15 protein-coding genes are annotated in these 25,531 nt (G+C 68.5%); 8 read left to right on the top strand and 7 right to left on the bottom strand.

What is annotated here, in order from left to right; genetic code table 11:
• Window positions 1-3: 3 nt before the first annotated feature.
• The gene (locus FRADC12_RS00070) at window positions 4-357 is read right to left on the bottom strand and encodes a hypothetical protein (protein ID WP_045875080.1); all 354 of its coding nucleotides are present in this window, start codon (window positions 355-357) and stop codon (window positions 4-6) included.
• Window positions 354-767 (bottom strand): hypothetical protein, encoded by a 414-nt coding sequence (locus tag FRADC12_RS00065; RefSeq protein ID WP_045878837.1) that lies wholly within the window; start codon window positions 765-767, stop codon window positions 354-356. The genes FRADC12_RS00070 and FRADC12_RS00065 overlap by 4 nt, the downstream gene beginning before the upstream one ends.
• 251 nt (window positions 768-1,018) lie before the next feature.
• Here FRADC12_RS00065 and FRADC12_RS00060 point away from each other — a divergent pair, with 251 nt between their 5' ends.
• The gene (locus FRADC12_RS00060) at window positions 1,019-1,327 is read left to right on the top strand and encodes a helix-turn-helix domain-containing protein (protein WP_232303493.1); all 309 of its coding nucleotides are present in this window, start codon (window positions 1,019-1,021) and stop codon (window positions 1,325-1,327) included.
• Between the two features lie 96 nt (window positions 1,328-1,423).
• On the opposite strand, the gene FRADC12_RS00055 is transcribed toward FRADC12_RS00060, so the two are convergent.
• Window positions 1,424-1,930, bottom strand: coding sequence for a hypothetical protein (locus FRADC12_RS00055; protein WP_045875078.1), 507 nt, complete (start codon window positions 1,928-1,930; stop codon window positions 1,424-1,426).
• Window positions 1,931-2,127: 197 nt separating this feature from the next.
• On the opposite strand from FRADC12_RS00055, the gene FRADC12_RS00050 reads away from it, so the two are divergent.
• From FRADC12_RS00050 to FRADC12_RS28890, 3 genes are all read left to right on the top strand, one after another.
• A complete protein-coding gene (locus FRADC12_RS00050; RefSeq protein WP_045875077.1) occupies window positions 2,128-3,495 on the top strand; it encodes a helix-turn-helix domain-containing protein in 1,368 nt (455 codons plus the stop codon).
• Window positions 3,496-3,631: 136 nt separating this feature from the next.
• The gene (locus FRADC12_RS00045; protein WP_045875076.1) at window positions 3,632-4,306 is read left to right on the top strand and encodes a PhzF family phenazine biosynthesis protein; all 675 of its coding nucleotides are present in this window, start codon (window positions 3,632-3,634) and stop codon (window positions 4,304-4,306) included.
• Window positions 4,307-4,842: 536 nt separating this feature from the next.
• Window positions 4,843-5,685 (top strand): toll/interleukin-1 receptor domain-containing protein, encoded by an 843-nt coding sequence (locus tag FRADC12_RS28890; RefSeq protein WP_084010354.1) that lies wholly within the window; start codon window positions 4,843-4,845, stop codon window positions 5,683-5,685.
• 618 nt (window positions 5,686-6,303) lie between these two features.
• On the opposite strand, the gene FRADC12_RS00035 is transcribed toward FRADC12_RS28890, so the two are convergent.
• Entirely contained in the window at window positions 6,304-7,911 is a 1,608-nt protein-coding gene (locus FRADC12_RS00035; RefSeq protein ID WP_052710589.1) for a site-specific integrase, read from the bottom strand.
• 1,230 nt (window positions 7,912-9,141) lie between these two features.
• Between FRADC12_RS00035 and FRADC12_RS00030 the strand changes: the two genes are divergently transcribed.
• Window positions 9,142-9,507, top strand: a complete 366-nt coding sequence (locus FRADC12_RS00030; RefSeq protein WP_045875074.1) for a hypothetical protein — start codon at window positions 9,142-9,144, stop codon at window positions 9,505-9,507.
• A gap of 19 nt (window positions 9,508-9,526) precedes the next feature.
• Window positions 9,527-11,161 carry a hypothetical protein gene (locus FRADC12_RS00025; RefSeq protein ID WP_045875073.1) on the top strand — a complete coding sequence of 545 codons (1,635 nt, stop codon included), beginning with the start codon at window positions 9,527-9,529 and terminating at the stop codon, window positions 11,159-11,161.
• Between the two features lie 207 nt (window positions 11,162-11,368).
• On the opposite strand, the gene FRADC12_RS33705 is transcribed toward FRADC12_RS00025, so the two are convergent.
• Both FRADC12_RS33705 and FRADC12_RS27920 read right to left on the bottom strand, forming a co-directional pair.
• Entirely contained in the window at window positions 11,369-12,517 is a 1,149-nt protein-coding gene (locus tag FRADC12_RS33705; RefSeq protein ID WP_157488640.1) for a hypothetical protein, read from the bottom strand.
• A gap of 196 nt (window positions 12,518-12,713) precedes the next feature.
• On the bottom strand, window positions 12,714-14,210 hold the full coding sequence (locus tag FRADC12_RS27920; protein ID WP_052710588.1) for a lytic transglycosylase domain-containing protein: 1,497 nt from the start codon (window positions 14,208-14,210) through the stop codon (window positions 12,714-12,716).
• Between the two features lie 1,099 nt (window positions 14,211-15,309).
• On the opposite strand from FRADC12_RS27920, the gene FRADC12_RS00010 reads away from it, so the two are divergent.
• Both FRADC12_RS00010 and FRADC12_RS00005 read left to right on the top strand, forming a co-directional pair.
• Window positions 15,310-24,792 carry a DNRLRE domain-containing protein gene (locus FRADC12_RS00010; RefSeq protein ID WP_198152730.1) on the top strand — a complete coding sequence of 3,161 codons (9,483 nt, stop codon included), beginning with the start codon at window positions 15,310-15,312 and terminating at the stop codon, window positions 24,790-24,792.
• Window positions 24,789-25,070 carry a hypothetical protein gene (locus tag FRADC12_RS00005; protein WP_045875071.1) on the top strand — a complete coding sequence of 94 codons (282 nt, stop codon included), beginning with the start codon at window positions 24,789-24,791 and terminating at the stop codon, window positions 25,068-25,070. Before FRADC12_RS00010 ends, FRADC12_RS00005 begins: the two co-directional genes overlap by 4 nt.
• 223 nt (window positions 25,071-25,293) lie before the next feature.
• Here FRADC12_RS00005 and FRADC12_RS30735 read toward each other — a convergent pair whose 3' ends face one another.
• Window positions 25,294-25,482, bottom strand: a complete 189-nt coding sequence (locus tag FRADC12_RS30735; RefSeq protein ID WP_157488639.1) for a hypothetical protein — start codon at window positions 25,480-25,482, stop codon at window positions 25,294-25,296.
• Between the last annotated feature and the right edge of the window lie 49 nt (window positions 25,483-25,531).

The following is a 25,531-nucleotide window of genomic DNA, read 5'->3' as shown; positions in this document are numbered from 1 at the left end:
TGCCTATGCGGCGCGTGAGCCCCGAGAACGACCCGCCCCACGCGAGGAGGGCGAGGCCAGTCCGGACGCCGGGTTAACCGGTTCCGCCGCTGGGTCGGTGTCAGGGTTGGCGTTGAGGGCGAAGCGGGTGCAGTCCTCGGCGAACCGGGCCGCCGCGTCCGCGAGGTCACGGGCGAACTGCATCGCCGTCGCGTCGAGGTCGGTGGTCGACATCGCGATCGTCACCGAGACGTCCCCTGTGGTCAGGGTCAGGATCGGGGAGCGCTCCGGGTAGATGTTGAGGTGGACCGAGGCCCCGCCGCAGACCGACAGGTGGGACGACAGGCGGGTGCGCGACTTGACCGTACGGCCGCTCACGCCGCAGCCCCCGAGTTCCGCCGGCCCACCGCAGGCGACGCCGGACGCAGGCCCGAGGCCCGCAGCGCGAACATCTGCTTCGGCCGCGCTCCGTTCGAGTCCACCCACGGAATCACCTGCACGTCGACCAGCTCGACCGGTCGGAACGGCGTGCCCGGGATCGGGTCCGGCATGACCGGCGCCGTCTCGGCGGCGATCTTCACTTTCAGTTCCGCGGTCCGCGCCGTCGGGTCCGCGTCCATGATCCGCACCACCCACATCGGGAGGTTCGAGTCACGGTCACGCTCCTGGACCGGAGGTGACCCCGGCCGGGACTTCTCGAAGTCGTTGGACTGCTCGACGCCGAGCACGTAGGCACCGTTCGGGAACGCATCCGCGAACGCGATAGGAATACGACGAGGAATCGCCACCGTGCACACCTCCTGTACCCGTACCCGGACCATCCGGGCGTTTGGGGTGTGTGCTAACGATGCGCCCTCCGCGAACCTCTCGCCAACCTACTATGCGCCTGTGTATGACGTGACCGTATAAATAGCGATGTTGTTTGCTTACGCGCTAAAAGCCGGGTTGACTCTGGCCCATGGGGATGACGAATGATGGCCCGAGTCAGCCATACACCGCGCGTGGATCGGCTTCCGACGAGGACTGGGGCGCTGTCGCGGTGGCCCTCAACCACCGGATGGCGAAGCTCCGCATCGGACAGCAGCGGCTCTCCGACCGGTCCGGGGTCTCCGTGACGACCGTGCGCGCGCTCCAGCGCGGAAGCAGAGGCCGCCGGGTCCAGAACCCCACACTGGCCGCGATCTGCCGTGCCCTGGACTGGCCCGCCGATCACCTGCTGCGGGTCCTGGTAGGCGATCCAGTCGCGACCGACTTCGCCGACGTCAGCGTGGCCCAGGAGGTCCTCGCAGCGATCGTGCGCATCGAGCGCTACGTCGAGGAGATCGCCCGCGTGATCGGGGCGTCCTAGCCGCGGTCGGGCGTCATCAAGCCGGGAACGACGGAGGGCCGGACCCGCGGGTTGTTCGCCCGCCAGGTCCGGCCCGTCTGCTGTCCGATGTGGTTACTACGACGCGATCGGCACACCGTGGCCGTTGGGCCGTGCGTCGGCCTCTCCCGTCAGCGCGCGTCGCATCCTGCCGAGCGCATCGGCCTGCCCAGCGGCGAACGCGGCCCGTTCCGCAGCGGTTCGGTACTGCTCGCCGGTCGACAGACCGCCCGGACCAACGGAGCCAACGAGCGTCCCGCCGTGCCGCACCGCCTGGTCCACGAGCGCGCCGAGCGGTCCGGCCGACGTCGCCGCCGTGCCCGCCGGCCGGTAGACCAGGACGAGATCGACATCGCCGAATGCCTCGACGAACGCCAGGCCCGTCGGGAGGCCCGCGATTCCGTCGTACAGCTCCGCGAGGTCCGAGCCCGATCCGACGACGAGTGCCCAGTCATCGCCGTCCCACGGCGTAGCCACGACCCCAGGCGACGAGTCCCGCAGTTCGGGCATCGCACCGCCGGCCGAGGTCCCGTGTTCGCCGTTCTCAGCGACTTCTACCAGGCCGTTCGCGAGGTCCCGCGTCATCTGACACTCTCCGTTCTGCTCACAGGCCATTTCCGGCCCCGCCGCGACGAGCGCCGCCGCGGCGGGGTTGGCCGAAGCCTTTCCGCGACCAGATCGTGTTGGAAGGGCTATGGGCGTATACGAAGGGTGGCTACACTCCCGCATAGCGCCACGACTGGCAGGTCAGGGATAAAGCGCCCCCACGGAAGGCCGCGCACATGACCCCACGCAGCCCCCGCCCCGTCACCCCGCCCGACTTCTGGCAACGCCCCGAGGTCACAGAAGCCCTGGCCAGACGCGATATCGGCGCTCTGCTGAAGACCTACCAGCGGTGGACCGGCGCGACCCAAACCCAGATCGCCACCCTGTGCGAGGTCCCCCAGTCGCACATCTCGCACATTCTCAGGGGAAAGCGCCAGGTCACCAGCCTGGATATGTATGAGCGGTTCGCGAACGGTCTGGACATCCCGCGCGCCCTGCTCGGACTCGCCGAGACCGCAAGCCCCACCGCCGCGCCGGCCCCGCCCGTGGTGCTCGACGAGCCGGCCAAGCCCGACCGGCGAATCGTCCTCGCCGGTGCCGCCGGAGCGATGGCCGCTGCGAGCACTGACGTCGATCTGGGAACCGCGGCCGCCACGCACGCCCTCGCGTTCCTGGACCGGTACGGCATGGCCAGGCTGGACCCGCTCACCGTCGAGCAGTTCGCCGACGACACCCGCCGCCTTGCCATCGACTACATGTCCGCCGCGCCCGAGGCGATCCTGTCCCAGGCCGTCCCGCTCCGCGCCCGAGTGTTCGCCGCGATCGACCGGCCGAACCGGCCCGACCAGCTCCGCGACCTGCACCTGATCGCCGGCCAGCTCTCCGGCATCCTCGCCTACGCCACCATGGACGTCGGCCGGACCAACGTCGCGATGACGAACGCCCGCGCGGCCCTGCTGTGCGCCGACCTCGCCGGACACCGCGACCTCGCCGTCTGGGCACGCGGCACCCAAAGCCTGATCGCCCGCCTGGACGGCCGCTACACCGAAGCCGCCCGCTACATCAACGCCGGCATGGAACTACACCCGACCGGAACCGCTTTCGCCCGCCTCGTCTGCGGCCAGGCCCAGTGTCACGCGAATCTGGGGAACCTTGCCGGAACCCATAAGGCGCTCGACGCGGCGAAGCACGCCACCGACCAGGCCAAGCCCGACGAGTTCGCCGTCGGCCTGTTCGGCTTCCCCCGAACGAAGGTCCACTTCTACGGCACGAGCGCTCTGATCTGGTTCGCCGACCGGGACAGCGCCCGCATCTCCGACCGTGAAGCAACGACCGCTATCGAGATGTTCGAGACCGGGCCTGCCGAGGAGCGGTACGTCGGCGACGAGCTGCTCGGCCACATCTACCAGGCCACGTCACGCCTGCACCTCGGCGACGTCGAGGCCGCCCGCGAATCTCTGCGCCCCGTCCTGACGATCCCGGAACCACAGCGGGTCGAGTGGCACCGTCGCAGCCTCGGCCGCATGTCCACCCTCCTCACCACCGGCCCTTACCGCGGGATATCGCTCGCCGCCGACCTGCGCGAAGAGATCACCGCCTTCTAACAGGGCGCCGGCCCGCGCCGGCCCAGCGGATCATGACCGCTCGTCAACCTTCCGCGAACCCGCCAAGTCCCAGGACAACGCCCGTCGCGGCAGGCATCGTGGACCCCGGAACGCCACACCCGGGGAGGCACGCCGAGTGGTCACAGCACACGTCGTCCGCGTGTTCAGCGACGCCAACGGCCACGGCGGCAACCCGCTCGGCCTCATCGAAGACCCCGTCAACCTCGGCCCCGACGAGCGCCAGGCCATCGCCAAGACCCTCGGCTACAGCGAGACCATCTTCCTCGACGACGTCGAGAAGGCCGAGATCTCGATCCACAACCTCTCGCGCCAGATCCCGTTCGCCGGACACGCCGCGGTCGGCGCCGCCTGGACCATCGCCCGCCTCACCGGACACCACCCGTCCGTCCTGCGCACGACCGGCCGGGAGGCCGAGAGCTGGACCGATGCGGCCGGGGTCTGGGTCCGCGCGCCTCTGTCGATGACCCCGCCGTGGTGGGCCGAACGCCTCGACGACCCGCGCCAGGTCGACGACCTCGACGGCCCGCTCAGCCCTACCCAGGACTTCACCCAACTGTGGGCCTGGATCGACGAGGCCGCCGGCATCGCCCGCATGCGCACCTACGCCGCCCGCGTCGGCATCCCCGAAGACGAAGCCTGCGGCACCGGAGCCATGCGCCTCGCCGCCGCCCTCGGCCGCCGCATGACCATCCACCACGGCGAAGGCTCCATCATCCACGCCGCACCAGGACCCGCCGGCTACGCCGACATCGGCGGCCACGTCACCGAAGACCCACCCCGCCAGCTCTGACAGGCGCCCCGCCGGGAAGACCTCAGGGGGCTTCGCCCCCCGAACCCCCCGCCGGCTCCCAAAGGGGTGGGAGGAACAGAACAGGTCCGCGTGATCACTTCGGTATGCCGACGCCCGAGGGCTACCACCGGAACCCCGACCGCACAAGATCCGCACAGCTGTTCGTGGATCAAGGCTCTACGGCGGATCTTGCACGGCCGAGAACCCGGAGGTAGGGCAAGCCCGCCGGCACACCGAAGGGATCACGCTCGCCACAGCCATGGGAGGGCAAGCCCTCGTTGGCCAGGTCCGAGATGATCGGCATGCGTGCCGCGCAGCCATGATGCGCTGCCGAATTGCTCGTTTTGAGATCAAGAACCGCGCCGCGCGACGGCTGCGCGCGGCCCTGGCGGGCCGTGCTCGCCGGAGCGTCGCAGTGGACCCATATCGATCCCACCGCATCACGATCGTCTAGCCAAACGATATCGTCTATCCACTCGCGGTAGAGGGCCGACGACTCAGATCGAGACCCGCGCCAACCTCATGAAAGGGCAGCCGTGCCACGACGCTCCGACAATCACACGTTCATCAGCTACAGCTCAAAGGACCGGCCTGTCGTCTGGCGTATAGTGGAGGATTTGAAAAGCGAAGGGCTTGACGTCTGGTGGGATCAGACTCACTTGCAATTCGGCGCTCGCATACGCGAGGAGATTAACAATGGAATACGCTCAAGCGTGTCAGCCCTCGTCTTTATATCCGAAGCTTCACTTCAATCGAGGTGGGTGCTCAACGAGCTTGACGCGGCGATGCTGCGCGAGATATCGAACGAATCTCACGTCGTGATTCCAGTACTGCTTGGAAACTTCAATGATTCCTTGGTGCCAGCAGATCTAAGGGGCAAAAAGTACCTAGATCTGCGAGGTGATGATTGGATTGGAAGTTACTCACGTTCCAGGGCTGGCCTACTGGTCACCTTGAAAACGCTCGCCAACCTAGATGTCCACGACTCTCCCTCACCAGGAGTCTTGGTGGGAGACGCTTTGGTAGGTTACTTCGCAACTTATTCGTTTAGGAATCCCGCTCGCGTCGCAAACCTTCGACCATTCTTTCACAACATGCTGTCGTCGCTAAGAAGCGCCGGCCGCGATGACAGTTGGCAGACCCAGGCTCTGGTTCGATTTCTGGATCGCTATGGGATTTTCATCGGAGAGCAGATTCTCCTACAGGCAGCCGAAGAGAAGGACTTTGATGGAAATGGATTCACAGAAGACGAGCTGACAGGGCTCGCAGAAGACCTCAGGACGATAGCCATTATCTTTCAATTTCAATCCAGCGAGCCAAACGAGAAGATGGAGATGTTCATTAAGGACGGAGAAATGCGGTTCCGCAGGGTCGTCTAATAGCATCGCGACCGACATTTGTAGCTGGGCAATAGCGTGCTGCCGCGCCGCTTCCGTTCCTCGGCGCTGGCGCGCCTGCGGTACGGGTCGGCTTGCCAACGAAGATCCGCAGCCAGGAGCCGTGGGCGGTAGCGGCCAACGTTGAGTTCTGCTCGCAGCGGCGCCCTAGACCGGTCTACCGGTGAATGGCAGCCAGTTTGGCAGCCAAGCCGGCGGACGACAGTGGACGAGCGTGGACGCCCGGGACTGTCGCCAGAGGTGTGACCTGCACCGGTGGACAGTGGCGAACACCCGCGGACGGAACACTCAAGATCTCATAATCCTCCGGTCGTGGGTTCGAGCCCCACCCGCCCCACACACCCACTTCCCCTGTGCCGCAGGGGTTTCCCCGATGGGTCAAGATCCCGATCGGGCCAGAGAATGGCGTTGCTGCTGACGAACCGCTGACGTTGCGACCGCAACTACTTTTGGAGCCTCGCCTGCTGGTTGCAGAGAGTGACGAACGTGGGCTGGCGGGGTCCGGAGTGTGTGCTGCCGTCCGTGTGCGGTTGATCGGTGCCGGGCGGCAAGCAAAACGCGCCGGCCCTGTTCAGAGCCGGCGCGCTGGGTTGGGAACGGTCAGAGGCCGAGGTCGGGGCCTTCAATGCCTGGCGGTTTTGTTTCGCCTGGATCTGGCGCGGCGGCTTCGGTCGTGTCGGAGCTGTTCTGGAAGTCCGCCCAACCGTCGGGGAGGTTGGTTCTGGGAACGAGGCCGGCGGCCGCTTCCGCGGCGTCGCGGTCGGCTTCTTCGAACAGGGTGGTGTAGATGTCACCGGTGAACTGGATCGAGGCGTGGCCGAGCAGGTTCTGGACAGCCTTCATGTCGCGGGTGGCGTGGTAGGTGAGGCTGGCCGCGTTGTGCCGCATGTCGTGAAACCGGATCGGTGGGAGCGGTCCTTGTTCGAGCGCGGCCCGGATGGAGGCTGCGGGCATGCGGTGGTAGGCGGCGAGACGGTCGATGTCCCAGCCGTGCTCGGCGTGTTCGCGGCGAATGGTGGTGTAGCGGGTGACGAGCCGGTCGAATCGCTGGCTGACGCCGTCTGGTGTGAGCGGTCGTCCGTCGGGGTGGGTAAAGACCTTGCCGCATTCGACCCATTGGTCGCCGGCGGCTGTTCGTTCGGCGTTCTGCCGGCGCTGCCAGATCTTCAGTACGGTGACGGTCGTGCGGTCGAGGGTGATGGTTCGGTCGCTGGCGCGGCTTTTCGTCGTCTCGTCCTCGGCGTCGCCGTAGTCGTCGAACGGGTCGTCGATGCCAGGGTCGTTGTCGGCGATGAACGCCGTCGCGGCGTCCAGGTCGACCTCCGGCCAGCCGAGACCGACGGCCTCGCCGCGCCGCGGGCCACGGTGGGCGACCAGATGCCACAGCGGGTAGAGCCGGTCGGCGGCGGCGAAGTCGAGAAACGCCCCGGTCTGCGCCGGCGTCCAGACCATCACCGGCGACGGGATTCGGCCCGTGCGTTCCCACGCGGCGACCCGCGGCGTGGTCCACAGCAGGGCGGGGCGACGACGGGGCTTTGGCCTCTCGGCGTGCATCGATGGGTTCGCTCGCAGCGGCATGCTGGGCCGGCGTACCGCGTCGTTGAGAGCTTTTCGCGCGGTCGCGTGGACCCGGGCGATGGTCGTCGCGCCAAGTGGTCGGCGCCGTGCTGGATCGTCTCGGCGTACTTCGAGTAGCCGCTGCAGCATGAACGACGGACGCCTGGTGCCCTGGTCTCGGCCGACTTGCCGCATCGCCTTGTAGAGCTCGTCGAAGTGGTCGTCGCGCAGTTCGATGAGCTTTAGGTGCCCCAGCCCGGGCTTCAGATAGATCTCGATGTGTTTGGAATAGCCGCGCCGGGTCGACGGCTTCAGGTCCGCCCGGTTCTCGATCCACCAGTCCAGGTAACGGCCGAACGTGAGATCCCGATTATCCGGCGTGGTTCCCGCTCCAGGGTTCAGCTGGGCGAGCGAGTCCGCCAGGGCCTGATCCGCCTCCGTAGAGGTCGCATACGGACCGAGAGACGCACGGCGCCGCCGCCCACCTGGCCCTGGCGGAATATCGTGCATCGCCCACCAGGAACCATGATCGGACCTGGACAGCTTCGGGCACCGCTTCCGCAACTCCTTCCTCGTCACCGGGTCCGTGCAGTTGCACCGCTTGTAGACGGTGCCCTTCACCGGACGGCGCTCCGACTCGCGGTGCTGCACGGCCGCTGGCTCGTTTCCTCGGGGGCATCGCTGGCCGCGATCCGTTGACCAGGCCTGTCAGCTGAGACATGTGACGAGATCGCCATAACCGGGCACGGTCCGCACCGACAACACCGCGACTGTCACTCTGCGAGTCACCGCCAGTGCCCCGGAGACAGACTGGGTCACCACCGCGGTCATCCCGCAGGCGCGACCGCCAGCATCGCAGGCTACGGGGGTGATCATTACCGCGTTCGAGGGTTTTCAGGACCGCTGTGAGCTGAAGTGCCGTCGGCCGTGCTTTTGGTCGCCTTCGCACTCGCGGATGTCTGCTTCCTGCGTCGCCCGGTCGGCTCGCCGCTTCTCTCGCACGGAGGAGGCCAGGGGTTCGAGTCCCCTCACCTCCACCCCTGATGTCCACAGCCGCAGTCTTGATCATATTTTTTGATCAAGGCTTTTGATTGTTTGTCCGTCGTTTGTCCGTGGGACTTGCCGGCAGCTCACGGCATCAGACGCCACGGAGTGGCAGTGATCCGCGTCATGATCCGGCTGGGGATCGGGCTCCCGAGGGTGATCGGGCCTTCAGGCCGGCTCCGGGGCCTTGCGGTTGGCGTCCGCCGGACTCTCCGGCCGTAGCGCGACAGGCGGGGTCTGCTCGGCGAGGCTTCTGCGGCGCTGCCCCCGATCGTTGATGCGGCCTGGCGTGACGACGCGCCGGCAGAGGTCGGTGGTGATAGCTCGCAACCGGCCCGGCGGCGGGACACTCGTGGCTGCGCGCACTGTCCTTGTTGCTCTGGTCTGGAAAGTGGCGGGGACGCCCTTTGCCGGTTTCGTCGATGCGGTACATGACGGGCTGGCCGCGGGCCGCCGTACGACTGACATTCGCCGGCATCTGTAGCGGCTGCGCTGTTCGCTTCCCGGAGCGCGGAGACGTGGCTGTCGCCGTCCGGCTTGCCTACCGAATTGCGACGTATCCCCCTCGGAGCGTTGGTGGGTGGGGCGCACGTAGGACCAGGAGGCACGCCAACGTGCCACGGTGGGTCACTGGCCGATGAAACGGCGTCCGTCAGCTACCTCATGTGAGCCGTCCGGGGAAAGGTCGACCTCGCGGCGGCTCGGGTGATCGGCGCTGTGACGTTTGTGGTGTCCACAGGTCCGAACCTGTCCACAGGCTGTCGCGCCTTGTGGGCTGACGGCTTTGGCTGGTGGTGCACTCGGCTGGTTGATCTCGCCGCTGTAGGGAGGTGCCGAATGGGCTGGCATGCGCGGACAGAAGAGCTTGTGGTGTGGGACGGGCCGGTGTTGGACGCGGCGTTGATGTTGTTGGAGCATGCGGCGTCCGGTCTGTTGCACTGGCCGGTGTTCGACGCCTATGGGTCGTCGTCGGCGTTGGCGGATGTGCATCTGGCGGTGTTCTGTCTGGAGGACTGTGGGCTGGAGGCGCCGCCGTCGTGTCCGGTCGGTGGCGAGCGGGTGGCGGCCTGCGATGTCCGGGGGGTGTTGGCCACTGCCGCGGCCCGGCTGGTGGCCGGCCTGGTGGTGGCGGTGGAGCCGGGGTTGGTGGCGCGCGCGGCGCTGTTCACGCGCGAGGCGCTGGCGGCGTTGGGTGATGGCTGACGGGCCTGGGGAGGGCCGGTTGACCTATGGCTGGCTGCTGGGGGAGGCCGAGCGGTCGGCGGCGTTCGCGGCTGGGGCGGCACGGGAGCGGATGTCGCTGGCGCAGTTGGAGCAGGACGCGGCGGGGCTGGTGGCGTTGGTCGAGGTGGCGCATCGTCACGCCGGCTTCTTGGCCACGGGGATGGATTCCCAGCATCCCGCGCGGGTGTTGGCAGGGCTGGTCGACGGCGTGCGCCGGAGGTTGCGCGGTCTTGGGCGCCCCGCTACCGGGTTGGCCGGGGTGAGTCTGTGGGATGGCGCGGTTGAGCGTCTGGCGGTTGCGCATGATCTGTTGGCGGCGCAGCGCGGACCGGACGGTGAGCCGCGCGGGCCGGACGCCTGGCTGTTGGCGGACCCCGGCGCCCTCGCGGCGGCGGCGGGCCGTCTGGCCGCGGTCACGGGGCTCGCCGCCGCCGGTGCGCGGGACCTGATGCAACGCTCCGCGCCGTCGGCGGGCGGCTGGTACGCGGTGGACGATCTCGGGATCGTCCAGCCGGCGGCGTTGCGCGTCCTGCGCCTGGTCGCGGGGTTGGCCGGCGCGGCGGACGAGGTGGCCGCCCAGCGCGGCGAACCGCACCGGCCGGGGGTGTTGGACGAGGTCGGTCCGCTGTTCAGCGATGTGGGCGCTTCGTCGTTCGAGCGGCGACTCGACCGGCTCCGCGAAGCTGCGCACGCGCTCAGCCGGCCTGGCTACGAGCCTGGTCATGGTCTTCTGGTCGGGTTCGGGGACCTGGCGATGGTCGTGTGCCAACAGGCCGGGTGGATCGCGTGGCGGACGCTCGCCCGGCTGCCGGCGTCCCAGCGTGACCTGCTGATGGTGGCGCGGGCGCAGGCTGTCGCGGCCCGGGTGTCCTGGCGGTCGGTGCTGACCGAGTTGCGGGACGTCCAGTCGCTGGGACGCGACGGCGCCCCAGTGATCAGGCTGGCGCTGGACGTGCGCCGCCAGTTCATCGGGCTGGTCGGGGCTGACGATCGGCCAGACGCCCCGCTGCCGGCGGGTGCGATGACCGAGGTCCGCCGTGTGCTGCTGGTCGTGCCGGAGTTGGCCGCCTGCGGAGCGGCGACCGCGGCCAGGCTGTTGGACCGTGGCCTGCTGACCAGCCGCACCGAAAAAGGAAGTTACGGACCGCTGACGTCACACCACGCCGCGGCCCTCCTGGCGAGGTATGCGGCCGCGGCGACCGCGTCGCGAGAACTGCTTGCCCGCTATCGGCTCCTGCCTGGCCTCCAGCCGCAGCCCCACAAGGCGGCTTACCTCGCCGCCACCCCGACGCCGCTGGCGACGCGGGCCACGCCGGTCCGTCCGCATCCCGGTGACCTGGCCGCGGCCCGCCTGGCCCAACCGCGCTGGGTGGAGATCCGCGACCGCGATCATGGCCTGCTGCGTTGCCGCTCCCTGGAGATGACCGCTGCCCTGCGCCGTACCGGCGAGGACCTTCGGTCGCTGCTGGAGGCCTCCGGCGGTGTGCGCCTGACAGGCAGGGAACCGCTTGTCACCCTCGCGGCGCTGGCTACGAACTACCTGCCCTACGACGCCTATGCCGCGCTTGGGCAGGGCTCCGCGCCCGTCGATACCGGCAGCCCCCCGGACGTCGAGCCCGACTTCGGGCTGTGATCAGCCGACCCGCTGCCGGGCAGGGCCAGAATGGGGAACGGTCAGGAGCGAGTGAGGCCGCCCAAATTCCACGGCGCAGCGCGCCATGGGTCGGGAAGATCGACGGTGGCGTCGCGTCGGTCCCGGTCCCGGGGACTGGCCCAGTTGCGGCGTGCCAAGAAGCGCCTGGAAATAGGACGTTCAGCGCTCCCCCCGATGACGCGGTGGTCACCGTGACGACCCACCAGCATTTATGATCATGATGGTGGCGAGGGTTGTCGGTGCGCAGCTGGTAGGGGTGACGGTGAGGGTCAGAGTGAGGGTGTTCGGGGTGGGGTTTGGGAGTTGGTCGAGGTCGACGAATGCGAGGGCGGCCGGGGTCATGGCTGGTTCGGTGGGGACGGTGGTGTCGGACTGTTCGAGTGGGGTGTCGTCCGTTTCGGCGGGGGCGCGGACGTCGGTGTGGATGGTGGTCTGGTCGGGTGTGCTGGTGGAGGGAGCGGTGTAGGTGCCGCTGACGGTCAGGGTGGTGTGGCCGCCGGTGTGGTCGATGGTGGCGGTGAGGCTGGCCGGGTCGAGGGTGATCGTGTTGCAGGTGGTGTAGGGGGTGAGGCTGATGATCGGGATCGGTGTCATCGTGAGGCTGGCGGTCGAGCTTGGTCTGGGACTTGGGGTGGGACTTGGGGTGGGGGTCTGGGTTGTGGGGTCGTCGGGGGTGCTGGCGGTGATGGTGACGGTGGGCGCGGCCTCGGGTGTGGCTGAGGCGAGCGCGGTGGTGGTGGATGCCGGACCGTTGGTGATGAGGGCGATGAGGGGGATGGTGATCAGGGGCGTGGGGCTGGCCCGGGTAGCGGGTGCTGAGGGTGTAGTCGGTGTCGGGTCGGGTGTGCTGGTGGCTGACGGTTGGGGCGGTGTCGCCGCCGGGTAGGCGCTGGTCGCGGCCTGTTCGCTGGTGCTTGGTGTGGCGAGCGCGAAGGGGGTGGCGGCGACGGTGGCGTCGGTGTCGGGCCGGGTGGATGGTGTCGGGTAGCTGGCTGGGGTCGCCGGCTGGTTAGCGCGGGGTGTGGTGAGGCTGCTGGTGTGGTCGTCGCCGGGTTGGTGGAGGTCGTCGCCGAGGAGTAGCAGGAGGCCGATCAGCGGCAGCGCGAGGAGTTGAACCGGGCCGAGGTTTCGGTGGGTGGTGGGTCGGGTTCGGCGGTGGGCGCCCGCGCGTGGGCCAGTCGGCTTTGTCTCCGCCGTGCCGGCGGGCACGGCGGGGCGGCGTTCAGGCTTGACCGCTGGCGGGACGGCGGGCAGCGGCCGGGTGGCCACGGCGCGCCCCGGGCGGGCGGTCGTGGCGGTGGTGCGTCGGGGGTGGGGGCGTCGGTGCCGGCTCACCGGGTGGCTCCTTCCCGGGTCGGGGCGCTGCCGAGTTGTGGGTGCCGGCGGCGTCGTCGAGCGGTCAGAGTAGCGCCGAAACCTGGACGATTCGGACCACGACGCGAGGGAGACCGGCGAGTCGTAGGCCTGGGTTTGGTCGCGGGCGCATTGGTGGAGGCATGCGCGGCGTGATCCGGCGTGTGAGGTGGCGCGGTCATGGTGCCGTAGGCGTCACGGTGGGGCTGACGGTCGGGTGCGGGCTCGCGCTGGGGGTGGGACTGGCTGACCGGGTGGGGCTGGTGGTTGGGGTCGGGGTGCTGGTGGCGGCCGGGGTCGTGGTGGGGGTGGTGGCGGGTCGGGTGATGTTGGTGATGGTGAGGGTGGTGAGGGTTTGGGTGGGGCAGCCGGGTGGGGTTGTGGTGAGGGTGAGGGTGATGGTGGTGGTGTGGCCGGGGTCGGTGAGCTGGTCGAGGGGGAGCTGGGTGAGCAGGACGGGTAGGTCGTCGCTGGGCTTGAGGGGTAGCGGCCGGTCGGTGTCGGCGAGGGCCTCACCTGCGGGATTGCGGGCGAGGGTGTGGAGGGTGATCGTTCCGTCGGGGTCTGAGCCGGTGGGGGTGGTGTAGCGGGCGGTGAGGTTGAGGGTGGTCGTGGTGAGGGTGGCGGTGAGGCTGCCGGTCGTGATCGTGAGGGCGTTACAGGCGGCTGGTGTCGGGGAGGCGGATGAGGTCTCGGGGGCGGTGCCGATCGGGGTGAGGGCGAACACGGGGTAGGGGCCGGCCCCGCTGGTCTGTGCATCGCCCTCAGTCGGACCGGTGGCGGCGGTCGGCGGGGTGATCGGGGTGGGTGTGGTGGTGGTGTAGCCGGTGGTCCAGGCGAGGACGGCGCGGACGTAGGCGTCGGAGGGGTTGTAGGCGCGGATGGCGGCGGCGAGTTGCGCTGGGTTGGTGAGGTCGCGGTGGTGGGCGCACAGGTAGCTGCCGGCGGCGAGGGCGGCGTCGTGGATGTTGTTGGGGTCCTTGTGGCCGTCGTTGTTGCCGTCGCGTCCGGCGCCGGTCCAGGTGGAGGGCAGGAACTGCAGCGGGCCCACGGCGCGGTCGTAGGTCGTGTCGCCGTCGAGGGCGCCGTGGTCGGTGTCGAGGATCCGTGCGAAGCCGCCGCCGGTGAGGCGGGGGCCCAGGATGGTGGGGGAGACCGTGCCGTTGGGGCTGATCTGGCGGCCGGTGGCGTTGCCGGACTCGACCTTGCCGATCCCGGCGAGGAGCTGCCAGCGCAGGTGACAGCCCGGTAGCTCGCCGGCGAGGGCGGTGGCGGCCTGCTGGTAGGCGGCGAGGACCGGTGCGGGGATCCGGCGGTCGGAGCTGGTGAGGGTGACCAGGCCGGTGCTCGTGCCGGGCCCGGCCGCGGCGGTCGCGAGTGCGCCCGTGGGTACCTGCGCGTCGCCGGCATCGCCGGGGCTTGGGGTGGTGTAGCCGGCGGGCAGGCTGTCCGGGTCGAGCGACGGCATTGGATAGCTCGTGCCCGTGGCCGGCGGGACGGCCTGGCCGCCGGCCGAGGTGTCGCCGCTGTGCTGCGGTGACTGGCAGACGATCAGCAACGCGAGCACGGCGGGTAGTCCGACGGTCGGTAGGCCGATGGTCCGCAGCCGGTGGACGGCTTCCGTGTGTGCCTGGATCCTGCGGTGGCGTCCCTGTGGCCGTCGGACCTGCCGCACGACCTGCTCAGCGGGCGCGGGCGTGTTCGCCAGAGGGTCCGCGGCCGGTTGTGCCTGGGGCGAGACGGTGGCGTCGCCGGGAGATGGGGCAGGCGGAGTCGCCTGTGCCCTCGAAGCCGTCGGCGATGCCAGTTCGGACGCCGATGATTCGGGCACGGATGTTTTCCGTCTCACGTTCGGCCCGTTTCTTCTCCGCGACCCTCAGGGAGGGTGTGGCCCCGACGCGCGTGCAGCCGTCAGCCGGATTTACACGCACGACGGATAGCGGGCTCGCCCTAGCGGCAGAGCCCGGCGACTAGCCGGTCTGAAGAACTCCTGTGGTGACGTCTGTTCGAAGCCTTCTCCGAGGTTGAAGTTTGTTTTTAGGACATGGCTGCGCCGACACCGTGCGAGGGCTTGTGAAAATCGTGATCAGGCGCGCGTCGAGAAGATCGTCTCTGGGCATGTGGAGAACGTTGCGCCTGAGTTTTTCGGCTCGGCCGGAGGGGTGGTTCTGGGGTGGGGGACGCCATCGTGCCATTCCGTCGATGCCTCCGCAAAGGAAACTCACAGAAAATCTTGAGACGGCGAGAGAGTAGCAGGTCAGAGGGCTACCGGGTCAACTGGCGGCGGTGCTCCGGGTACCGCGCGCGCACCTCGGTAACGCGTGCGCCTGTGGATAGTCACTCGATGTTATCGCGAACCGTGGTCCTCGGCGTGGTGATCGTTCCGCATGCAGCCTGTCCTGGTCTGCTGCATCGATCCGCTGGCTGAGCGCCGTTCCTGGGTGTTGGATGCGACGCTTGACGTGGGGTCGTTGGGCCGCCATAGTATGCTCCGCAGTAGAACTTCACCACTGTGGGCCCGTGACCTGTATCTGGGGTGGGCCCGCGGTTTCGCCGGGCGCAATGAAGCGTCAGGAGCGCGTTCCCCCACCCCGGGAATCGCCCTGTGTCCGGTCTTCACCGCATGGCCGCCGTTGCCTTTCTCGGGTGCGACTTGCCCTGCGGGCTTCTTCCTTTTATTGGCGCCGTGGGCGGTGTTTCTGTGCCTGACGGTGCTGGTCCGGTGTGTTCTCTTACGTGTTCGGAGCTGCGTGATGCCCGGCTGGCTCTCGCCTGTGCGACGTTCGTTGACCTTCGGCCAGAAGATGTGGCGGCGTCGTGCCCGCGCGCAGCGGGTCGCGCTCCTGCTCGTGCCGGTGCTGATCCTGACCGGACTGTCGCTGGTCGTCTACGACCGCGTGACCTCGCCGAAGCTGGTGCCGCTCTCGGAGCAGAACCCGTTCAAGGATGTGAAGCTGCCGGAGTCGACGAACGGGACGGCGGCGGGCCGGGACAGTCTGGTCCCGGCGTCGGCGACGTCGCGGGACGGCGCTCCGAAGGTCGCCGATGTGGTGGCGAAAGCGGGCGCGGTCGCCGACGCGGTGCCGGACACCCCGCAGCCGGTGCCGCATCGGGTGGTGTACCCGGCGGCGGCGGACGCGCCGGCCGGGGAGGTGGTCCTGCCGGAGGTGCCGGCGGACGCGGACCAGCCGTCAGCCGATGAGCTCGCGCCGGCGCTGACCGACACCGATGTGGCCGCGCAGGCGGGCCGGACCGAGGTCACCTCCGCTCGCTCGTCGAACGCGACCGTGTTCCACAACCCTGATGGCACGTACACGACGGAGCTGACCGCGGCGCCGACCCGGCTGCGCGACGATTCCGGCCAGTGGGTCGATGTGGACACCCAGCTGGTCGACGCGGCCGACGGCCGGCACGAGACGGCGGCCGCGCCGGCGCCGGTGGACATCGCGGCAAGGGCGGATGACCCGCAGCTCGCGCAGGTCGAGGTCGGCCAGGGCCAGTCGGTCGCCTTCGCGCTGGATGGCGCGACAACAGTACCGGGAATGGTGGACGACAACGCCGTTACGTTCACCGGGGCGCGGGCTGGCGCGGACGTGGAGCTGTCCGCGGCGGCCACCGGCCTGAAGGAGTCCCTGATCCTGCGGTCGGCGTCGGCGCCGACGAGCTGGGCGTTCCCGCTCACCCTGGAAGGGCTCACGGCGAGCCTGGACAAGACCGGCCAGGTGCTCCTCGTCGACCAGAGCGGCAAGACCGTCGCCCTGATCCCCCGCGGTTGGATGGAAGACGCCTCGGGAGTGAAGTCCGAAGGGGTCTCTTACAGCCTGATCGCCGACGCCGGCACGCAGGTGCTGCACGTAGAGCTCGACCCGGCGTGGCTCGCCGCGCCGGGACGGGCGTTCCCCGTACGGGTGGACCCGACGGTGACCCAGATCGCGGCGACGACGGATGACACGTATGTGTCGGCGGCGACGCCGAGCACGTCGCACGCGACCGACGGCGCGCTGCGGGCTGGCCTGGCGGTGTCCGGTGATGAGAACCGGGCCTACGTGCATTTCCCGAACAACAGCGCGCTGGCGAACGCGAACATCCTCTCGGCCCAGGTGTCGCTGTACAACACGGCGTCGCATGACGCGTGTACGGCGCATCCGGTGTCGCTGTACGGGGTGACGGCGGCGTGGAACGGCACGACGATGGTCTGGCCGGGCGCGACGATCGGTGGTGAGGTCGCGCAGTCGACGTTCTCTCACCAGACCGGTACCTCGGGTTGTGACGCGGGTTGGGAGTCGTTCAGCGACTCGCGGCTGACGGCGCTGGTGCAGGGGTGGAACGACGGGTCGACGACGAACAACGGCCTGTCGATCCGAGCGTCGGCGATCGACGTCGCGCAGTACAAGGAGTTCGCCTCCCAGGACTGCGCCTGCGGCGCGGCGGGGTCGGGTACCGATTACCGGCCGAAGCTGTCGATCACCTGGTCGCCGTATGGCGCGTCGTACACGTGGCCGACGGGGTCACCGGTCTGGGACCAGGCGTTGACCGCGACCCAGCCGGGGAAGATCAAGGTTCGGGTGACGAACCTGGGCCAGTCGACGTGGCCGGCGAACGGGAACTACAAGCTGTCCTACCACGTGTACGACGCGACGGGGACCACGCAGATCGTCGCGCAGGGCTATCAGACGAACCTGCCGGTCGCGGTGGCCCGAGGCCAGACGGTGGATGTGCAGGCGACGGTGAGCCCGCCGCCGGCGGGTAGCTACATCGTCAAGTTCGACATGCAGGACACCGGCACGGGTGGGGCGTTCTTCTCGACGCACGGGATCGCGATGCTGCCGGTCGCGCTGGTCGCCCCGCCCGCGGGTGGGGTCGCGGTGACGGGGTCGGCGCCGCTGGACGCTGAGCGGGTCGGGACGCTGCGCCCGGTGCTGTCGCTGACGGGTAGCGGTTCGGGCCTGTCGTATGAGTTCGAGATCTGCTCCGGTACGGATGCGAACAGCGGTTTCTGTGCGTCGTCGGGTGGTCTGATCTCGAGTTCGTCGTGGCAGGTGCCGGTGAACGCGCTGGCCTGGGGATACCCGTACTACTGGCGGGGCCGGGTCGCGTCGGGTGGGACGTACAGCGCGTGGACGGCGCCGATGACGATCTACGCCCAGGTCCCGGCGCCGACGACGAGCGCGCATTTCGGTGGTGACCCCTATGTGCCGTCGGTGGACTCGGTGTCGCCGCTGATCAGGAGCTATGCGTCCTCGACGACCGATGTGTCGGTCGCCGGCACGGGGCCGAGCCTGGCATTGTCCCGGACCTACAACAGTGCCAACTCGGCGGTTGGTCTGTTCGGGACGGGCTGGTCGTCGCAGTGGGATCAGAACGTCCGGGTCGACGACTCCGGTGAGGGCAACCTGGTCGCGCGGTATCCGGACGGGCGGGAGAGCAGGTTTGGCCGGAACTGGTCGGGCACGTTCACCCCGCAGGATGGTTACTACTCGCTGGTGCAGGCGCCGAGCCCGTCGGTGGCGTCGTTCACCGCGCCGAACTCGACCAGCTCGCTGGGCGCCGCGGACACCGGGGAGTCCTGGCAGGTCCTGTCCGGCACCTGGGGGATCAACGGCAACGCTGCCTACGCGGTCTCGGGAACGAATTCCTTCGCGGTCATCCCGGCGCCGTCGGACGGGACGGTGCGGTTCACCGCGCCGGTCGCGCAGGACTCGACGGGTATCGCGTTCCGGGTCCAGGACGCCTCGAACCTGTGGGTCCTGCAGGTCATGCCGTCGACGAACTCGCTGGTGCTGACCAAGCGGGTCAACTCGGCGTGGACGAACGTCGCGACGTTCGCCGGGGCGTGTTGCGCGGCGAGTGACAGCTACGCGGTCCGGATGTCCGGGTCGACGCTGACGGTCTACCGCAACGACCAGGTGGTCGGCACGGTGACGGATGCGACGTTGTCGACGGCGACGAAGGCCGGGCTGTACTCCTACCAGACCGGCGCGGGCCGGATCGGCTCGATCACGATCCTCGACGACGCGCACCGCGACTCCTTCACCCGCGCCGACTCCTCGACGTCGCTGGGGGCCACCGACACCGGTGAGCAGTGGCAGACGCAGCCGCTTCCGGGGCTGGGCAACGGCACCTGGGGCATTTCCGGGAACGCGGCGTACCTTGCCACCGCGTCCGGGAACCGGAACGCGGCGACGGTGTCGGCTGCCGCGGACGGCACGTTCTCGTTCAAAATGCCGGTCGTGCAGGCGGGCCTGGGCCTGGCGTTCCGGTATGCGGGCGGGAACGACTACTGGCGGGTCGTGGCCCAGCCGTCGGCGGGGACCTGGCAGCTGATCAAACGCGTCGCCGGTACCGAGACCGTCGTCGCGACCTCCAGCGCCGGTCTGTGCTGCACCGCGTCGGACACCATGACGGTGATCACGAACGGGCCCAACATCTACCTGCAGCGCAACGGCACCCAGATCCTCTCGGTGAACGACCCGGCGCTGTTCTACGGCAGCCGCGCCGGCCCGTTCGCGGAGGCGACCGGGTCCGGGCGGCTCGACGACTTCACCGCGATCGCCGCTACCACGCTGACCGAGAAGTCCGGGACCGCGTACACCTTCCGTTCCGACGGACGGCTCACGCGGGTCACCGACGTGGCCGGCCGGCAGCTGGACCTGACCTACAACAGCAGTGCCCAGCTGACGACGGTGGCGAACCTGACCACGCTGCGGTCACTGTCACTGACCTGGACCGGCAGCCACGTCACATCCGTCGCCACGCAGAACGTCGCCGCGTATTCCAGCCCGCTGACCTGGAGCTACGCCTATTCCGGCGACAGCCTGACTTCGGTCACCGCCCCGCACACGACCAATCCGACGGCCTACGACTACGCCTACAACGGCAAGCTAGGCAAGATTACGTTGCCCGCGGGCAACGTCGACGCGATCATCGGCTACAACACCGACGGCACCGTGGCCTGGCGCGAAGACGGTATGAGTAACCGCACCACCTACGCCGTGACCGCGACCAGCCCGAACACGGTCGTGCGGGTCACCGACCCGCGGAGCAACGCCGTCGACTACGAGTACCACGACGGCCAGCTGATCTCCCAGCGCGACAGCATCGGCAACCGGCAGTTCGTCTACAACGACCGCGGCTTCCTGCGCCAGGTCATCGACGAGAACGGCAACATCGTCCAGACCGAGACCGACACCCGCGGCAACGTCCTGTCCCGCTCCCAGGCCCGCGCCTACTACGGCGGCACGCTGTTCGTGAACACCGAGTACTACAGTTACTATCTCGCCGCGCCGGGTGATCCGCGCAATGACATGATCACCATCTATCGCGACGGCCGGTCTGCGTCGGCGTCGGACAACACTTACGCGACCTTCTTCAGCTACAACAGCTTCGGTCAGCTGGTCGCGCGCACGGACCCGGCGACACCGGGCTACCCCTCTGGGCGCACCGAGAGCTGGGCCTTCTCGAACGGCACTGAGGCGGCGGCGACCGGGGGCGGGACGATCCCACGCGGCCTGCAAATCTCGCACACCGACCAGCGCGGCAAGACGGATACGATCGGCTACGACGCCAAGGGTGACCTGCGCCGCGACCAGAACACCGCCGGGCTGGTGCATGACTACACCTACGACGAACTGGGCCGCCGCCTCACATCAAAGGAGACCTCCGACACCTTCCCCTCTGGGCTGACGACGTCGTACGCCTACACGAAGCTCGGGCAGGTCGCGCAGGTCACCGAACCCGGTGTGACCAACCTGATCACCTCTGTGGTGCACACCCCGGTCACGACGAACACCTACGACGCCAACGGCCGCCTGACCCAGGTGACCATCTCCGACGCCACCGGCGGCGATACCGCCCGCACGACCACCTACAGCTACGACAACGACGACCGGCAGACCTACCAGACCGCCGGCGCGGGCAGCTTCCCCTGGTCGACCTATGCGACGACGTATGACCCGAACGGCAACATCGCGACGAAGACCGACCCGATTGGCACGATCACCTCCTACACCTACACCGCCCACAACCAGCTCGCGACGACCACCCTGCAGGACTTCGTCGACGACCCCGTCGCCGGCACCACCCCCCGCGACGTCGTTCTCGAGTCTCGGGCCTACGACCCGGCCGGCCGGGTCGCGACGGTCACCGACGCCGAGGGCCGCACCGTCCAGCACCTGTACTGGCTCGACGGTCTGCCGTTCCGGGAGGTCCTCCAGGGCTTCCGGCCGCCGGCGCCGGCCTACGGGGTCCTGAACGCCTCCGGCGCCTACGACATCGTTCTGGCCGAGCACGCCTACGACGGCGCCGGCGAGGAGATCACTACCACCACCGGCGGTGGGCTGCGCACGAGTGCGACCGAGTACGACGCGGCCGGGCGGACAACCGCGACGATCGTCGACCCGCAGGGGGTGGCGCGGCGGACCGACCTCAGCTATGACGCGGGCGACAACGTCATCGCCCGCCAGTCCTCCGCCGCGGGCACGAGTGCGACCGAACGCACCGAGTACACCTACGACGACGCGTCCCGGCCGTCGTCGACCACCGTGTTCGGTGACGGGGTGGCGCGCTACACGAGCGCGGTCAGCTACGACCAGCGCAGTCACGTGACCAGCACTGTCGACCCTCGCGGCTATGTCTCCGGTGGCACGCTGAACTCCGCCTACGTCACGAACCTGGTCAACGACGCGGCCGGTAACCCCGTCCAGCGGATTCTCCCGCCGGTCCAGGTCGAGGAGAACGGCGGTACGGCCACCACCGACCGGCCATCCGAAGAGGTCGGATACAACACGTTCGGCGAGGTGACGCAGGTCCGCGACGCCCGTAACCAGGTGACGACCACGACCTACGACCATCTCGGCAGGGTCACCCAGAAGACCTACCCGTCCTACACCCCACCCGCCGGCGGCGCCGCGATCACCCCGACCGAGCAGTGGACCTACGACGACGCCGCCCGGCCGCTCACCCACGTCGACACCCGCGGCCAGACCACCACCACCGTCTACGACAAGCTCGACCGGCCCGTCGCCGTCACCGACCCGACGGTCCCCGGCCACACGACCGGCGGGGTACGGCGGATGGCGTACGACGACGCCGGGAACCTCACTACCGAGGTCAACCAGGACGGCGCCTGGACGTTCCACGCCTATGACGACCTCGACCGTGTCTGGGCTACGACGCGTACCGAGCAGTGGCTCACCCAGGTCTTCAACACCTACACGTCCTACAACGACGCCGGCGACCTCACCGGGGTGACGCTGCCCGACAACTTCGCCGCCGGCGCGTCGAGCACGTCGGACTACAACGGCGCCGGCGACGTCACGGCGACCCACGACGAGCTCGGCAAAACCACCACGTACACGTATGACGTCGCCGGCCGGCGCGCCTCGACGACCGACCCGCTCGGCCGCAAGACGACCACCACCTACGACCGCGCCGGCCGGGCGGTCACCGCCGGCGAGTACTCACCCAGCAACACCCTGCTGCGCAGCACCTCGACCGGCTACGACGACGCGGGCAACATCGTTTCGCAGACGGACGCGAACGGCCACACGACCACGGCCACGTTCGACGCGCGCAACCAGCGGCGCACCATCACCGTCCCGGTTTCCTCCAGCAGCAACATCTCCACGTCGGTCGGCTACGACCTGGGTGGCAACGTCACCCGGGTCACCGACGGCCGGGGTAACCCGACGGTCACGACGTACAACTCGCTGGGCCTGGTCGAGAAGGTCATCGAACCCTCGACCACCGCGTATCCGAATCTGGCCGACCGGACCTGGACGACCAGCTACGACGCCGCCGCCGAGCCCGTCACCGTCGTCGCCCCCGGCGGGGTCACGCGCACCTCCACCTACGACGCCCTCGGCCGTCTCACCGGCGAGACCGGCTCCGGGGTGGGGACCGCGTCGGCGTCACGGACGCTGTCCTACGACCTCGTCGGCCAGCTCACCGGCGCCGACGCGCCGGGTGGGACGCAGGCGTTCACCTACAACGACCGTGGCCTGGTCACCGGCGCGTCCGGCCCGGACGGGACCAGCAGTTTCACCTACGACTCGACCGGGCGGATGTCCGGGCGCACCGACCCGGCCGGGACGACGAGCTTCACCTACAACGCCCGCAGCGACCTGGCCACCGTGACCGGCACCGTCACCGGCGGGACCAGGACGCTGGGTTACGACGACGCGGATGAGATCACGTCGGTCACCTACGCCGGCGCCACCCGTACCTTCGGCTACGACAACCTGGGCCGGACCACCTCCGACACCCTCACCGGACCCGGCTCCACCGTCCTGCGCAGCCAGACCTACACCTACGACAACAACGACAACCGGCTGTCCACCACCATCAGCGGCACCGGCGTCGCCGGCGCCGGCACGCAGACCTACGCCTACGACTGGGCCAACCAACTGACGTCCTGGACCAACCAGGCGTCGGCGACGACGACCTACGGCTGGGACGCCGCCGGCAACCGGACCTCCAAGAACGGCGTCACCTCCACCTATGACGCCCGCAACCGGCTCACGTCGGACGGCGCGGCGACCTACACCTACACGGCGCGCGGCACGCTGGACACCAAGACCCAGGGCTCGACCGTCACCACCACGGTGTTCGACGCCTTCGGCCGGCTCCTCGCGGACAACGAGGGCGGCACGCTGCAGAACTACACCTACGACGGCCTCGACCGCCTCGCGACCCGTAACAGCGGCACGTTCACCTACGCCGGCCTGGAGAAGGAACCCGCGACCGACTACTCGTCGTCGTTCTCCCGCGACCCGGACGGCGACGTGGTCGCGGTCGGTTCCTCGGCCGGGAACTGGGCGACCGTCACCGACACCCACGGCGACCTGGTCGCCGCGTTCACCACCGCCGGCGCGCTGACGGACTCGCCTTCCTACGACCCGTTCGGTGATCCGGTCACCACGGGCAGCACGGCGGTGCACGTCGGGTTCCAGGGCAGTTGGACCGACCCCGCCACCAAGCGCGTCGACGCCCAAGCCCGCTGGTACACCCCCGCCACCGGCACGTTCGCCAGCCGCGACACGGCAAACCTGCCCATCACCGGCACCGCCGCGTCGAACCGGTACACCTACGCCGGCGCCAACCCGCTGGCCTACAACGACCCCACCGGTTTCAAGCTCGACGGGACGCCTGGCACCGGGCTGAGCGCGGAGGCGCAACGCCAGATCGCCCAGATGGGCGCGGACAACTTCTGGGCCGGCGTCACCGCGGCATTGGCGTTCCAGAAAGCCGGGGTGAAGCCGCCGGCACCGAAGGCCCCGGCTCCCGCGTCGCAGCTGAGCAAGGCCGCCCAGGCCCGGATCAAAGAGGTGGGCGGTGAGGCGAACTTCTGGGCCGGCGTCAGCGCCGCCCTCGCCTACCAGAAAGCCGGCGTACCCATCCCCACTACGACTCCCGTGCGCCCTGCTCCGGCGCCGGCACCGACCTCGACCCTGCCGAAGGCCGTGCAGGACCGGATCAAAGAGGTCGGCGGAGAGAAGAACTTCTGGGCCGGCGTCAGCGCCGCGCTCGCCGGGGTGAAACCACCCGCCGCACAGGCCCCGAAACCAACGACCCCGACGGCATCCAACACACCCAGCGCCGGCAAGCGTTTCGTCTGCGGCAACGCGTATATCGGGAACGACGCGAGGAACGGCACCTCGTACCAGTGCCTGCAGGAGAAGATCTTCGCACCAGGCGTGTTCGACCAGGCCTGGGGATCACTCAAATGCAATCCCAAATGCAACGACCGCGACCCGAAACACTTCAACACCTACTACGCCCAGCGAGACGCCTGCCAGAACAGCCGCGTCAAATGCGCGATCGGAGAAGCGGTCGCCTGGACGTTGATTGGGCTGGCGGCGCCGGAAGTCGACGGCGCCGAAGCGGTCGGAGCCATCGCGAGGGTCGTCGCCGGGGGTACAAAGGCCGAGGAAGCCGCAAGCGGCGGCGGGCGCTTGTTGTGGACCTCCTGGCAGAACTATCCAAAGGTGACGCAGGAAGGCCGGGAATACGCGCAGATCGGTGACCGCCTCTACACGCAGCACGCTGTAGACCGGCTACAACCGTCTGGTCTCGGCGCCCCCGCGGGAGCGCCCGGTGCCGGGCGGAGCATCTCGCCGAACTTCGTAGATGATGTTCTAACGAGTACGCGCGGCGCGCCAGTCAAGGGGCCGAACGGAGAGGCCCGACTCTCGTACAAAAGTGGTACAGTCGAGGTCATCACGGAAAACAACATCGTCATTACGGTGATCACACGATGAGCTTTAGCGAGTACAACCGGCGTCTTCTGGTCAATCTGCATGATTCCATGGCATTGTTCATGGAAGGCAAGCTAGATCTTGACGAGATCCAGTCAGTATTGCAAACGATCAGTTCGATACTTGAAAACGACGGGACGGGCGTAGCCAATTTCGTTCGTCTCGCGGAGGCTGATGTCGAGGGGATTCGCTTCACGCGGCTCCTTGGCGAACAGCGCTCCGCTGTGATCTTCCGTCTAGACCAACTAATTGAACTCCTGTCAAGAGGGGACGTGCTCTGAGTCCGACGCTTACCTGCGACTCCGAAGGTCGGCTCGCCGAACGTTCTGACGCCGAGATTTCGGTGAAAGTGCTCGACAATGGCGGCGGGGCGAGTGACATCGTAATCAGAGATCCTTCGAACCCGAGCGGACAGCCGACGACGGTTATGAAGAACATGCCAAACCGCCAGGTTCAGGCGCGAGTAGCGGACGGCCGGTGGTCCTAGTGCTCTTGAACGAGCGTCTACGCTGTTGCTTCTGCGGCAAGGGCGTGGAACAACCTGAGTATATAGAGATCGAACTCCGCATTGAAGGAACATCGGCAACCCAGTTTCTTGGCGCGCATAGGCGTCACCTCGTCGAACAACTTGCCCCAGGATTCTCGATCGAGCTTGAAGGCGAGCGCGACTCCGCTGGCGACATCGGAGGTCACTGAGCCTTTCCCTGCAACCGACCGTCACCCTGGGTGAGTATCAATAGTG

The sequence above is a fragment of the Pseudofrankia sp. DC12 genome, assembly GCF_000966285.1.
In the GTDB taxonomy this organism is placed as follows: domain Bacteria; phylum Actinomycetota; class Actinomycetes; order Frankiales; family Frankiaceae; genus Pseudofrankia.
The sequence above is the reverse complement of the archived record's forward strand: the minus strand, read 5'-3'. Positions and strand labels throughout refer to the sequence as shown.

What these genes read in the sequence shown, in the direction of transcription:
- FRADC12_RS00030 (WP_045875074.1), top strand. Translation starts at nt 9,142, where the DNA reads ATGGGCTGGCATGCGCGGACAGAAGAGCTTGTGGTGTGGGACGGGCCG.
- FRADC12_RS00050 (WP_045875077.1), top strand. Translation starts at nt 2,128, where the DNA reads ATGACCCCACGCAGCCCCCGCCCCGTCACCCCGCCCGACTTCTGGCAA.
- FRADC12_RS00055 (WP_045875078.1), bottom strand. Translation starts at nt 1,930, where the DNA reads ATGACGCGGGACCTCGCGAACGGCCTGGTAGAAGTCGCTGAGAACGGC.
- FRADC12_RS00005 (WP_045875071.1), top strand. Translation starts at nt 24,789, where the DNA reads ATGAGCTTTAGCGAGTACAACCGGCGTCTTCTGGTCAATCTGCATGAT.